12 protein-coding genes are annotated in these 12,153 nt (G+C 72.2%); 8 read left to right on the forward strand and 4 right to left on the reverse strand.

Translation table 11 applies throughout. The features are described 5' to 3' along the window. Positions 1-2: 2 nt before the first annotated feature. A complete protein-coding gene (locus ABZ532_RS19610; protein ID WP_361284805.1) occupies positions 3-713 on the reverse strand; it encodes a methyltransferase domain-containing protein in 711 nt (236 codons plus the stop codon). Positions 714-908: 195 nt separating this feature from the next. Between ABZ532_RS19610 and ABZ532_RS19615 the strand changes: the two genes are divergently transcribed. After that, complete coding sequence (locus ABZ532_RS19615; RefSeq protein WP_361284808.1) at positions 909-2,942, forward strand: helix-turn-helix domain-containing protein; 2,034 nt, start codon at positions 909-911, stop codon at positions 2,940-2,942. Here the strand turns inward: ABZ532_RS19615 and ABZ532_RS19620 are convergent. Then, positions 2,921-4,234 carry a transposase gene (locus ABZ532_RS19620; protein ID WP_361284811.1) on the reverse strand — a complete coding sequence of 438 codons (1,314 nt, stop codon included), beginning with the start codon at positions 4,232-4,234 and terminating at the stop codon, positions 2,921-2,923. The two genes, ABZ532_RS19615 and ABZ532_RS19620, sit on opposite strands and share 22 nt — an antisense overlap. A gap of 95 nt (positions 4,235-4,329) precedes the next feature. Next, the gene (locus ABZ532_RS19625; protein ID WP_361284814.1) at positions 4,330-5,631 is read right to left on the reverse strand and encodes a heparan-alpha-glucosaminide N-acetyltransferase domain-containing protein; all 1,302 of its coding nucleotides are present in this window, start codon (positions 5,629-5,631) and stop codon (positions 4,330-4,332) included. Between the two features lie 194 nt (positions 5,632-5,825). On the opposite strand from ABZ532_RS19625, the gene ABZ532_RS19630 reads away from it, so the two are divergent. From ABZ532_RS19630 to mmuM, 7 genes are all read left to right on the forward strand, one after another. Continuing rightward, positions 5,826-6,920: an XdhC family protein gene (locus tag ABZ532_RS19630; RefSeq protein ID WP_361284817.1), complete on the forward strand. Its 1,095-nt coding sequence runs from the start codon at positions 5,826-5,828 to the stop codon at positions 6,918-6,920. Between the two features lie 87 nt (positions 6,921-7,007). Further along, entirely contained in the window at positions 7,008-7,421 is a 414-nt protein-coding gene (locus ABZ532_RS19635; protein ID WP_361284820.1) for a cell division protein SepF, read from the forward strand. Between the two features lie 111 nt (positions 7,422-7,532). Then, positions 7,533-8,735: an ATP-binding protein gene (locus tag ABZ532_RS19640; RefSeq protein WP_361284823.1), complete on the forward strand. Its 1,203-nt coding sequence runs from the start codon at positions 7,533-7,535 to the stop codon at positions 8,733-8,735. Beyond that, the gene (locus ABZ532_RS19645; protein ID WP_361284826.1) at positions 8,674-9,060 is read left to right on the forward strand and encodes a nucleotide pyrophosphohydrolase; all 387 of its coding nucleotides are present in this window, start codon (positions 8,674-8,676) and stop codon (positions 9,058-9,060) included. Before ABZ532_RS19640 ends, ABZ532_RS19645 begins: the two co-directional genes overlap by 62 nt. A 125-nt stretch (positions 9,061-9,185) precedes the next feature. Further along, positions 9,186-9,677, forward strand: coding sequence for a DUF6099 family protein (locus ABZ532_RS19650; RefSeq protein WP_361284829.1), 492 nt, complete (start codon positions 9,186-9,188; stop codon positions 9,675-9,677). Positions 9,678-9,753: 76 nt separating this feature from the next. Continuing rightward, entirely contained in the window at positions 9,754-10,677 is a 924-nt protein-coding gene (locus ABZ532_RS19655) for an LLM class F420-dependent oxidoreductase (RefSeq protein ID WP_361284832.1), read from the forward strand. 6 nt (positions 10,678-10,683) lie between these two features. Continuing rightward, positions 10,684-11,589 (forward strand): homocysteine S-methyltransferase, encoded by a 906-nt coding sequence (gene mmuM, locus ABZ532_RS19660; RefSeq protein WP_361284835.1) that lies wholly within the window; start codon positions 10,684-10,686, stop codon positions 11,587-11,589. 57 nt (positions 11,590-11,646) lie between these two features. On the opposite strand, the gene ABZ532_RS19665 is transcribed toward mmuM, so the two are convergent. Beyond that, complete coding sequence (locus ABZ532_RS19665; RefSeq protein ID WP_361284838.1) at positions 11,647-12,021, reverse strand: hypothetical protein; 375 nt, start codon at positions 12,019-12,021, stop codon at positions 11,647-11,649. Positions 12,022-12,153: the final 132 nt, after the last annotated feature.

Below are 12,153 nucleotides of genomic sequence, written 5' to 3' on the forward strand. Positions count from 1 at the left end.
GGTCATCCCCGGATCTCGAAAAGGATGTGCTCCAGCTCTTCGGCGCCTTCGAGGAAGCGCCGCCGGTCCCGTACCACAAGCTCGCGCTCGCAGGAGTCGGCCATTTCGTGCAGCAGGGCCACATCGCCGCGGTCGCTGAACTGGAGCAGGGCGGAACCGCCTTCCGCCAGCAGACCGGGCGCCTCGGAGAGATAGCGGCGGTGCGCCTGGTAGCCCGGATCGACGTAGGCGATCTCGTGCTGGGTCTCCGGGCGGTAGTCCGGGGGCGCGAGCACGAAGTTGGAGTGCCAGTACACGGTGTCGAACCGTTCGTCCGCGTCGAGCGCCGCGAAGAGATCGCTGTGCACCGCCCTCAACCGGTCGCCGACACCGTGCCGTACGGCGTTCAGCGCTGTGTTCCTCACCGCGGCCGTGCTGATGTCCGCGGCGACCACGCGCGCGCAGCCGGCCAGCGCGGCAGACACCGCGATGATCCCGGTGCCCGTCCCGATCTCCAGGAACGATCCGCCCGGCCGGTAACGGGGCTCGTCGTCCCCGGTCAGACCCAGAACATCCAGGGCGATCCCGGTCGTGGCCGAGAAGGGCGGTGCGAACACACCGTCCAGAAGGTCCCATTCCCTGCCCGCCATCGCGAAGACCTCCGGCCGGTCCTCGCGGGTCAGGGACCGTCTGCTTCGCTCCAGCGACCTGAGATAGCTCCTGTGCTCTGTCATCCCCGCCCCTTGCATACCGATGGGGTGCCACTTCCACCGACACCCCCGGGACATGCTTTCCCAGCCGGAGAACTCCCGGAAGGTGCTGCGAGCACCACACCGCCCCATCACGAGGGTGCTCACGCCACACCTCGTGGGTCCGGACCGGGGACCCCCACTTGACCTTCGCAAACACGGAACTTAGGCTCGAAGTGAATGATCTTGACTTTTGCTGGGGGGCACCTGGTGAACCCGGACGAAGGGTCCTCGGACTCCGACGCACTGGCCGTTCTCGAACTCCTCGCCCGCGAGGCTCCGTCCAGCCGCTTCGACGAACTCCTGCGGACCGCCCGCCAGCAATTCCTGCCCCGGGAAAGGCTGCGGCGTCTGGAGCGTGCCGTGCGGCTGGCCCTCGACGTCCGCGCCACCGCCGAGCAGCGGCGCAGGCGCGAGGCGGGGCTCGCCGCCCTCGTCGACACCACACATGACCTGTCGTCACACACCGACGACCTCGACGGGCTGCTCCATGTGATCACCAGTCACGCCAGGCGGTTGCTGAACCTCGACATGGCCTACGTCAGCCTGCGTCTTCCGGGCGGCGGCTCGTACGTGCACAAGTCCGACGGCGAGACCACCGCACTCAGCGTCGGTCTGGAGCTGGGAAGGGGCTTCGGTCTCGGTGAGTACGCACAGAGCAAGCAGGCTCCGTTCTGGACCTCCGACTACCTCGCCGACGAGCGTTTTCCCCACTCGCCCGACATCGACGAAGTCGTGAGCTCCGAAGGCCTGCACGCGGTGCTCGCCGTGCCCTTGATCCACAGTGGTGCCGCCACCGGCGCGCTGTACGGGGCGTCCAGGGAGATCCGCCACTTCACCCCGGACGAGGTCAGTCTGATGCGCTCGCTCGCGGTGCTGTCGGCGTCGGCGATCGAGGCGACCAGGCGCAGGGCCCGGATCGAGACCGCCCTCGCCGAGGCGCAGTCGGAGAGCGTGCGCTGCACCTCGGCCCTGGCCCGCATGGACCGGCTGGCCGCGACCCGGAAACGGCTGATGGACCTGGTCCTGGAGGGCGGCGCGCTGCACGACGTCACCAGTGCGGCGGCACAGGCGCTGGGCGGCACCCTGGTGCTGTGGGACGCGGAGGGCAGGACCCTGGCCGCCGCCGGCGAACTCCCGCAGCTCGACGCCGCATCGGTGGTCAGGGCCCTCGTGGACTCCCATGCCGCGGGCGCGCCCGTGACCGTGGGCGGCGAGGGGCTGCCCGGAGTCTGGGCCACCCATGTCACCACCGGAGTGGAGGCTCCCGGCGCCCTGCTGTTCCGGCGACCGGGAACGCCCTGCGCGGAACCCCCCACGGAGACGCCGTCGGAGCCCCTGTCCGAAGAGGACAAAGGACTGCTGTGCGCCACGGCCCAGACGCTCGCGCTCGTCCTGCTGCTCGGCCACAGCGCCGGGGCCGCGGCGGGGCCGGCGCGTGACGAGTGCCTCGAAGAACTGCTCGCCGGGACCCCGCGGTCACCCCGCCGCCTCGCCGAGCGGCTCCGCAGGCTCGGTATCGACCCCACCGGCCGGCACCTCGTCCTCATCGTCCGCCCCGAGGGCGGCAAACAGGGCGAGTCCGCCGCGTGGGCCTCGTCGTACGCCTACCGGCACGGCGGGCTCAAGACCGTGCGTGGCGACTGCCTCGTGCTGCTCATCCCAGGTACGGACGCGTCTGCCGCGGCCAGCGCGGCGGCCGGTGAGCTGTCACCGCTCCTGGGTCATCCCGTCTCCGTGGGGGCCGCGGGCCCTACCGCCGAGCTGTCATCGGTCGGCAAGGTGTACCAGGAGGCGCGCCGTTGCCTCGACACCCTCGTCGCGCTCGGGCGCACCGGTGGCACGGCCGCGCCCGGGGACCTCGGGTTCCTCGGGCTGCTGCTGTCCGACGACCATGACGCCGACGCCTTCGTCACCGCCGCCCTGGGGCCCGTGCTCGACTACGACAGCGGGCGCTCCACGGAACTCGTCCGCACCCTGGAGGCGTACTTCACCGCGGGCGGCAGCCCGACACGCGCGGCGCAGCACCTCCACGTGCACACCAACACGGTCGCGCGCCGTCTGGACCGCATCACCGAACTCCTCGGCCCCCACTGGCAGGAGCCGGCCCAGGCCCTGGAGATCCAGCTGGCGCTGCGCGTGCGGCGGGCGCAGCGGGCGGTGTACCGAAGACCGCGGACGACCGAGCACACTCAGGCCGATCGCGAGGCGTAGCCCGTCGCGCGGTCACCGTGCCCGGCGAGCGAGGCCACGGCGTGCGCGGCGGATGCGAGGGTGAGATGCCGGTGCCAGCCCCGGAAGGACCGCCCCTCGAAGTCCTTCAGCCCGACCCGCTCACCGATACCGGCCAGATCCCTGGCCGTACGGTCGGCCAGTTTGGTCAGCCGCAGCAGCGGGGCCGCCGGTACGGACGTCATGTTGGTGGCCCACATGGCGACCGGCGCTTGCCGCGCGTCGGCCCACTCCCCGAGCAGCACCAGCTCATCGCCACCGGGTACGGCGCCCCGGCCCGCGTCTGCCCTTCCGACGGGGACGGCGACGGCCAGCGACGTACGGCCGGCGAACGACGGCGCTGCCGGGTCGGTCCATTCGACCCGGCGCCGCAGCCCCCTGACCGAGTCCAGGATGGTCCGCGCGCTCAGCGGTCCGCCCCGGTAGCCCGGCAGCGCGGGCGCTCGCACCGCGAGCGTGGAGGTGCTGGGTGTGTCCGCGGCCCGTGCGATGACCGGTATCCCGGCGCGGGTGAACCGGCCGATGGTGGCCGGGAGATCGCTGATGTGCGCGTGGAGCACCACCGGCCGCACCGGCACCCGCCAGGCACTCATCGACTCGAGCACCGCGTCCGCCGCACACTCCTCGTCGGTCTGCGTCCCGATGCCTTCCGGGATCTCAGCGCGGCGGCGCCGGTCGGCGTCCCGTACCCAGGCGTCCGGCAGCCTCAGCCGCCAGTGCACCGGTGTACTGAACGCCTCCGAGACCTGCCACACCCCGAACGCCTGCTGCCCGTGGAACGCCTGCCCCAGACAGGGGTCGAACATCCGGTCGACCCCCACCGACTGGTCGCCCGCCTTGGGGATCGGCATGGAGCGCACCACCCACGCCCGGGAAGGCCGGACCTCCTCCAGATACACGGCGAGTGCCGCCCGTACCGGCATCCACTCCCAGGTGGAGCTGCAGATGAAGTGGTGCAGGCTCTGTTCCGCCGCTGAGCCCCCGACCTGGGCGGCGATACGGCGGATGGACTTCCTGCCGTGCGTCCGCAGCAGCCCGCCCAGATACTGCTCGCCCTTCTCGCGCTGGTCCTTCCTCGTGAACGACCCGAACAGCGCCGCGGCCAGCTCCTTCACCAGGGATGCCTCCCTCGGGTCCCCGGCATCCGGGGTGTTCCGTGGGTCCGTTGCGTTCCGCGCGTCCTGCGCGTGCCCGGGCTGATCGGCCAGCAGCCGCAGCCGGGCACGAGCCGTCGTTCCCCGCTCGGAACCCTCCTCGGCACATGGCGCGATCACAGTGCTCCCTCCGATCCCACGGTTGGCACGGCGGCGCCCGGCCGCCCGCTCAAGCCTGGTCACCGGCAGCCGCCCTGGCGAGGTGCGCCGACCCCCTAGCTCCGCTCCCGCACGGTCGCCCCGCCACCACCCGCCACGGCCACCGGTTCGCTCTCCGGCTCCCGCTCCGGTTCCGTCCTCCGCCCCGAGGCCCTCTCCGGTTTCGGCATCACCAGGTGCAGGGCCCACTCCAGTGGCCCGCGCCTGAGCGCCGTGCGGCGGAAGACATACGCCCACACCGCACACGCGACGAGGGACACCCCGCAGAACGCGCCCAGCGCCGCCCAGCCGTGCTGCGGTCGCAGCTCGGCGCGTGCGACGACATGCACGGCGTAGACCGAGAGCCCCATGGTGCCGACGACGGCCAGCGGGCGCAGCAGGAGTTCGACGCCACCGACACGGCAGGCGGCGACGGCCAGCCCGAGCAGCACCAGCCCGGCACCGGTGTTGGCGACGGTCTCGAAAGGAGTCTGGCTGTAGGGGCCGTCGACCAGGAGCCAGGCCCACGACGTGCTCGGAACCGCGCCCGCCTGTCCGGCCAGTACGGCCTCCACCGGATCGGGGGCGGCCACGGCGAAGGCATGGCTGCGGGCGATCGCCCGCAGCAGTGCCTCACGTCCGCCTCCGGGTCCCATGGCCAGCGCCGAAAGCCCGTGCCCCGCGACCAGCGCCAGCGCTCCCCAGCCGATGAGCCGGCGGACGGCCCCGGGCCGGGCCAGATCGACGACCCTGCCCAGCGCCATGCCGATGACCACGTAAGGGAAGTACGTGAGCCAGGGGTACGCGCCGGACAGCAGGAGCGTGTCGAGCCCGTCGAGGAATCCGGACCAGCTGGTGACCGCCTCGAAGCCGGGGTAGCGTCCGCGGCCGATGACCCGGTAGCCGAGATACGGCCCCAGCACGTACGACAGCACCGGCCCCAGCACCGCGGACACCGCCGCCACCGCGATCAGCGGACGGGTACGCAGCCGGGCGAGCGGTTCAGCGGCGAGGAGGTACACCGCGAAGAAGGTGAGGATCACCGCGATCCCCGACTTCAGCTCGGTGAGTGCCAGCCCGAGCACCGCGAGCACCGCACACCGTACGAGGGTGCCGCGCAGCGCCACCGCCGGCGTGGGGCGAGGCCGGGTGCCGCCGCGCGAGAGGGTGAGCGAGAGCCCCGCTATCAGCGTGAAGATCGCGGGTGCGCGGCCGTCGAAGGCGACCAGTAGCCAGCCGGGACCCTCCCGTTCCACGGGAGGACCGATATGCGCGGCGAACATCGCGAACACGGCGATCGCGCGGGCCACATCCACGCTGAGCAGCCGTTTCCCGGGTGTGATCGGCGCGGCCGCCGTGGTTTGCTCAGATGCCCTCATGGTCGTACTGCCCGCCCCCGTAAGTGTGTTGCGGTCGATGTTTCGCTGCCAGGCCGTGGTCGGGGCCCGGTGTCCCACCGTACGTGCCGGCCGCACCGGCCCGGACGGGGGCGGTCGCGTCGCGGTGACGGCCACAGCGGCGGACCATGGAGCGTGGATGCGGGCCCCTCGTGGGCTCGTGGGAGGAGCGGAGGATGCGCGAGATTCTGCCGGCGCTGGGCCGGTGGTACGCGGCGGGGGAGCCGTTCGGCCTGGCCACCGTCGTCGCCGTGAACCGCAGCGCACCACGGGGACCCGGTGCGGCGATGGCGGTCGGCCCTGACGGCGAGGTCGTGGGCAGTGTGTCCGGGGGCTGCGTGGAAGGTGCCGTCTACGAGCTCGCCGAGGAGGTCCTGGCCGATGGCGAGGCGCGGCTGCGGACCTTCGGCTACAGCGACGATGACGCCTTCGCCGTCGGCCTGACCTGCGGTGGCGCGATCACCGTGCTGGTGCGGCGGGTGTCACCCGAGGCGGACCCCGCCTTCGGCGCCGTGGCCGAATCGGTCGCCGCGCACCGGCCGGTGACGGTGGCGGTGGTGACGGACGGTCCGGCGCCACGGGGCGCCGCGCTCGCCGTCTGGCCGGACACGGCCGCCGGCACGCTCGGGGCACCCGGCCTCGACGCGGCCGTCACCGCAGACGCGCGCGGGGAGCTCGCCCAGGGCGCCACCGTGACGCGGCACTACGGACCCGGGGGGCAGCGCCGCGAGGACGACGTCGCCGTGTTCCTGGAGTCGTTCACCCCGCCACCCAGGATGCTCGTGTTCGGCGCCATCGACTATGCCGCAGCCGTCGCCCGTATCGGCAGTTTCCTCGGCTACCGGGTGACCGTGTGCGACGCCCGCCCCGTCTTCGCCACCCCCAGGCGCTTCCCCGAGGGCGTGGAGGTCGTGGTCGACTGGCCGCACCGCTATCTGGGCGCCACCGAGACCGACTCCCGCACGGTGATCTGCGTACTGACGCACGATCCGAAGTTCGATGTGCCGCTGCTGGAGGAGGCCCTGCGCCGCCCGGCCGCGTACATCGGCGCCATGGGCAGCCGCCGCACCCACGAGGACCGGATGAAACGGCTCCGCGACACCGGCCTCGGCGAGGATGCCCTGGCCCGGCTGCGCTCACCCGTCGGACTGGACCTCGGAGCCCGTACGCCGGAGGAGGTGGCCGTATCCGTCGCCGCGGAGATCGTCGCCCTGCGCTGGGGCGGCAGCGGCGCGCCGCTGACGGCGACATCGGGTGCGATCCATTCCTGAAGCAGCTCATGGCGGAGTGACGAACTGACGAGGTGACAGCCGTGTCGGTGTTGGGCCGAACGGGTGAGGGGCGCCAGGATGGACCCCATGAGCAGGTACGAGAGGTACGACGTCACCGACGAGCAGTGGGAGGGCCTGGCCCAGGTCGTCCCACTGCGCGGTCGCAACGAGTGGCCGTCGCGAGTGGACCACCGCACGATCCCGCAGGGCTACGAGGAAGTCCCCGTGGCGGCGGAGGAACAGCGCCGCATGGTGGTGCTGAGGGTGCAGGTGTTCGCCGACGCGCGGGAGGTCGCCGAACACCTCATCGCACAGATCCCGGTGCTGCTGGACCTGACGAGCGCCGACCCGGACGTGGCCAAGCGCATCCTCGACTTCAGCAGCGGCGTCGTCTTCGGGCTCGGCAGCGCGATGCACCGGGTCGACCGCAACGTCTTCCTGCTCGCCCCGTTCGGCACGGAGGTCGAGGGCGTCGCGGCCGCGGCTGTGACACAGGGGTAGATGTGCCGTCGCGGGATGCCGGGGGCGGTCGGAGGGCGCCGTCCCCCGTTCGTAGGAACTCCCGCCCGGAGGAACGGTTCGGCGTCCCCGGGGGTGCGTAGCGTCCCGCACATGGAACCGCTCAGCACCCGCCCGGTGGTCACCGAGCTGCGGCTCTCCGCCTTCGCCGCCCACCGTGGGGGCGCCTTCCCGCTCGGGCCCGTGACGCTGTTCGCGGGGCCGAGCGGCAGCGGCAAGTCGAGTGTGCTGCGGGCGTACGAGGCGCTGGCCGCGCTCGCCGCGGGCGCGGAGCTCGCCGAGGTCTTCCCCGAACCGGCGGGCTGCGTCCCCGAGGGCGCACGCGGGGACGCCCAGGGCCGCAGGGGGTTCCGTATCGGCTGCACCGTCTCGGGTCCTGCGGGCCCGGTGCGACTCGACCTCGCCGTACAGGCCGAGCCCGAACTGCGCATCGTCGGTGAGCGGTTGACCTGCGGCGACCGGGTACTGCTGAGCACGGCGCTGCTCGATCCAGGACGCGACCACGTGCAGGCCGCCTGGCACACCGGGGGCGTCGCCGCGGTCACCCGGGCACCGTTCCCCGGCGATCTGCTCGGCACGGCCCTGCTGCCGCTGCGCGTCGCGGGCCGGACCGATGGCCAGCGGCAGGTGCTGGCCGCCGCCGAACAGACGGTGGTGGCACTGCGGTCGGTGTTCCCCTGCGATCCCCAGCCCCCGCGGATGCGGGCGCCCGTGCGACCGGGTGACGGGCGTCTGCTGCCCGGCTGCGACAATCTCGCGGCCGTGCTGCACCGCACCCGCCACGAGTGTGCCCGCAGGCATACGCGGCTGACCTCGATGGCCAGGGCGGGCTGTGCCGGCACCGTCAGGGGCGTCGGTACCGAGGAGCTCGCGGACGGCCTGGTGCGGGCGGTCATCCACCGGTCGGAGAGCGATGGGGTGGACTGCGGTGCCAGCACCCCGCTCGGACGGCTCGGTGATGGTGAACTGCGGTTTCTGGCAATGGCCTTGGTGCTGCTGACGGGACCGGGTGTGCTGTCGGTCGACCAGGCCGCCGAGGTGCCGGGGGCCCTGCAGTCCCTCACCGTCGTCGCCGACGGGTTCGACCGCTGCCTCGACCCGGGTCAGGCGGCCGGGCTCGCCGCGCTGGCGGCGTCGATCTGCGCCGAAGGGCATCTGCGTCTCGTGGGAGCGGTGAGCGGGGACGGGGCGTTCGCGCGGGAGCTGGAGGGGGTGGCAGTGGTAGACCTGTGCCGTGACGGAACTGGACGTGAAAGCACTGCAACGACGGCTGGTGGAGTTCGCCGCGGCCCGTGACTGGGGGCCCTACCACACCCCCAAGAACCTGGCGGTGGCCCTCACCGTCGAGGCGGCCGAACTGGTGGAGATCTTCCAGTGGTTGACGCCGGAGGAGTCCGCACGGATCATGGACGACCCGGGGAAGGCCCATCGGGTGTCCGATGAGGTCGCGGATGTCCTCGCCTATCTGCTCCAGTTCTGCGAAGTGCTCGGGATCGACCCGCTGGCCGCCCTCTCCGAGAAGATCGACCGGAACGAACTGCGTTTCCCTCCCGCCGAACGGGCTGCCGTCGAGCGTTCCGTCGGCGGCTCCCGAGAGGAAGATCGTCACTCTACGGAGTGAATGATCTTTCCACAACAGGCTTCCTGTCCACAGATTTCCGAATTCCCCTGGCGTTTCCTTTGGAGAGCCTTCACTCTGGGTAGTGACTCAGTGGACGGAAAGTTGTACGAACGGGGGCGGCGTACATGGAAGCGGAGCGACTCATCTCGGCCGGACGGCACGCACTCGCGCAGTGCCGGGACGCGCTGGAAGTGGTGACGGAGGCCTGGGAGGCACAGGCTCTCGCCCAGGCGATCGGCAGCCAACTGGCCCTGTGCGGCCCCAAGGAACTACGGGGGGAGGCGCGCGCACTCGGCGAGGGCGGTGGGCGCGGGGGCGGCCCCGCCAGCCCCATCGATGTTCCGCTGCTGCGCGCCGGCAGTCCCCGGGCGGCGCAGCTGACCGCTGTCTCCGATCCGCTGCGTGCCCTGACACTGCTGAGCGCCCTGCTCGGGGAGGTCGGCATAGCGCTGGTCGGGGTCGCCTGCGGCACGGACGAGGAGGGCCTGTACTGGCAGTGCATCGAAGCCATCGACGCCACGGACGAGTCGGGCGACCGGGTGCGGGCGATGCTCCGAAGACTCTCCGCGCACGAGAGCGGCCGGGTCGGTCCCGACCCGGCCACCAGCCCACCGTGACGGCAGCGCCGCCGCAGGCCTCGCGTCGCGGGGCGGCCAGAAGGTTGAAGTGCGGACGTCGGTGCAGGATGGAGGCATGGATCTTCGCATCTTCACCGAGCCCCAGCAAGGGGCCTCATACGACACCCTGCTGACCGTCGCCAAGGCCACCGAGGACCTCGGCTTCGACGCGTTCTTCCGCTCCGACCACTATCTGCCCATGGGCTCGGCGGACGGCATGCCGGGGCCCACCGACGCCTGGATCACGCTCGCGGGCCTCGCCCGTGAGACCAGGCGGATCAGGCTCGGCACCCTGATGACGGCCGGCACCTTCCGGCTGCCCGGTGTGCTTGCCATCCAGGTCGCCCAGGTGGACCAGATGTCCGGTGGCCGGGTCGAGCTCGGACTGGGAGCAGGCTGGTTCGAGGAGGAGCACCACGCCTACGGCATCCCCTTCCCCAAGGAGAGATTCGCCCGGCTCGAGGAGCAACTCGCCATCGTCACCGGCCTGTGGGCCACCGATACCGGCAAGACGTTCAGCTATCAGGGCGCCCACTACCAGTTGCAGGACTCGCCCGCACTGCCCAAGCCCGCTCAGGCCAGGGTCCCCCTGCTCATCGGCGGCCACGGAGCCACCCGCACCCCGCGGCTGGCCGCCCGCTATGCCGATGAGTTCAACATCCCCTTCGCCTCGATCGAGGACAGTGAGCGCCAGTTCGGCCGCGTGCGCGCCGCGGCCGTGGAAGCCGGCCGGGAGCCGGACGAGCTGTGCTACTCCAATGCCCTCGTGGTCTGTGTGGGCAGGGACGACGCGGAGGTCGCCCGCCGTGCCGCCGCCATCGGGCGCGAGGTCGACGAGCTCAAGGCCAACGGGCTCGCGGGATCGCCCGCGGAGGTCGTGGACAAGCTCGGACGCTATGCGGCGATCGGCTCGTCCCGGGCTTATCTCCAGGTCCTCGACCTCCACGATCTCGACCATCTGGAGCTGATCGCCGCCCAGGTCCAGAGCCAGCTGGACTGAGCCCTCATGCGGCCCGTCCGCGGCCTCGCCGCCGCCCTCGCCGAAGGGCCGCTCGTCCTCGACGGCGGCCTGTCCAACCAACTGGAGGCGCAGGGCTGCGACCTGTCCGACGACCTCTGGTCGGCGCGGCTGCTCGCCGACGGCCCCGAGCAGATCGAGGCCGCCCACGCGGCTTATGCGCGGGCGGGCGCGCAGGTGCTCATCACCTCCAGCTATCAGGCCACTTTCGAGGGCTTCGCCCGCCGAGGGGTGAGCCGGGCCGGGGCCGCCGCACTGCTGGCCCGCAGTGTGGAACTGGCCCGCACCGCGGCGGACGCGGCGCGGGAGGAGGCATGGGTGGCGGCGTCGGTGGGCCCCTACGGCGCGATGCTCGCGGACGGCAGCGAGTACCGGGGTCGGTACGGGCTCACGGTGCGGGAGCTGGCGGACTTCCACCGCCCCCGCATCCAGGCCCTCGCCGCCGCCCGGCCCGATGTGCTGGCCCTGGAAACAGTCCCCGACACGGACGAGGCCCGGGCCCTGCTCGCAGCCGCCCGGGACACCGGGCTGCCCCTGTGGCTCTCGTACACCGTGGCGCGCGGGCACACCCGGGCCGGTCAGGACCTTGCCGGTGCCTTCGCCCTCGCCGCCGGGAACGACCAGGTGATCGCCCTCGGCGTCAACTGCTGTGATCCCGCCGACGCGGACCGCGCCGTGGAGCTGGCCGCCCGTGAGACGGGAAAACCGGTCGTCGTCTACCCCAACAGCGGTGAACGCTGGGACGCCGCCGCAGGCCGCTGGCATGGCAGGACCACCTTCGACCCCGCACGCGCCCGCGGATGGCAGGCGGCGGGTGCCCGGCTCATCGGCGGATGCTGCCGCGTGGGCCCGGAGCGTGTCGCCGCCCTGGCCGAGGTCATCGGCGGCCGGTAGCACCGTTGCGAGGGATCACGGCGGCCCGCGCGGGCCCCGCGCCGCAGACGGACGGAGTCAGCCGGTTGCGATCCAGGCCCAGACGGCGAATCCGACGGGGGCCGGGAAGGCGAGCACACCCAGCAGCAGGAGCCGGTTCGCCCACGCCAGGCCGCGGACACCGGGAGCGAAGGCCAGCGCGGTCAGGGCGGCGAAGAACCCGGCGACGATCAGCACCCACTTCAGCAGAAGTCCGCCGACGGGCGCTCCCTCCGCGGCCCCCCAGACGGCCACCATGATCACCAGGCAGGTCAGCCAGCCCAGCGACATGAGAACGACTGCCCACAGCGTGGCGGCCAGTACGGTGACGCCGGGACGCCCTGACCGTACGTCCCGTGCGTGCCGCACCGGCTGGAAGGGCCCGTACAGCGTCGCGTACGTCTCGGGGTCCATCACCGACTCCTTGTGTGTGAGGTGTACACGATCCTCACCTCGGGTGCGCCGTCAGGGGATGGGCGCGGATACTCAGCCCGTGCGGGCGCGTACTCACCCATGCCCGTGCCCCGTCGCCCTCGCTGGGGAAAA

The sequence above is a fragment of the Streptomyces sp. NPDC019396 genome (genome assembly GCF_040632375.1).
Taxonomy (GTDB): Bacteria; Actinomycetota; Actinomycetes; order Streptomycetales; family Streptomycetaceae; genus Streptomyces.

Excerpts from the sequence above, each read along its gene's own strand:
- ABZ532_RS19625 (WP_361284814.1), bottom strand. The coding sequence starts at position 5,631 with ATGAGGGCATCTGAGCAAACCACGGCGGCCGCGCCGATCACACCCGGG.
- mmuM (WP_361284835.1), top strand. The coding sequence starts at position 10,684 with ATGCGGCCCGTCCGCGGCCTCGCCGCCGCCCTCGCCGAAGGGCCGCTC.
- ABZ532_RS19655 (WP_361284832.1), top strand. The coding sequence starts at position 9,754 with ATGGATCTTCGCATCTTCACCGAGCCCCAGCAAGGGGCCTCATACGAC.
- ABZ532_RS19650 (WP_361284829.1), top strand. The coding sequence starts at position 9,186 with ATGGAAGCGGAGCGACTCATCTCGGCCGGACGGCACGCACTCGCGCAG.
- ABZ532_RS19615 (WP_361284808.1), top strand. The coding sequence starts at position 909 with ATGATCTTGACTTTTGCTGGGGGGCACCTGGTGAACCCGGACGAAGGG.
- ABZ532_RS19630 (WP_361284817.1), top strand. The coding sequence starts at position 5,826 with ATGCGCGAGATTCTGCCGGCGCTGGGCCGGTGGTACGCGGCGGGGGAG.
- ABZ532_RS19635 (WP_361284820.1), top strand. The coding sequence starts at position 7,008 with ATGAGCAGGTACGAGAGGTACGACGTCACCGACGAGCAGTGGGAGGGC.
- ABZ532_RS19640 (WP_361284823.1), top strand. The coding sequence starts at position 7,533 with ATGGAACCGCTCAGCACCCGCCCGGTGGTCACCGAGCTGCGGCTCTCC.
- ABZ532_RS19665 (WP_361284838.1), bottom strand. The coding sequence starts at position 12,021 with ATGGACCCCGAGACGTACGCGACGCTGTACGGGCCCTTCCAGCCGGTG.
- ABZ532_RS19610 (WP_361284805.1), bottom strand. The coding sequence starts at position 713 with ATGACAGAGCACAGGAGCTATCTCAGGTCGCTGGAGCGAAGCAGACGG.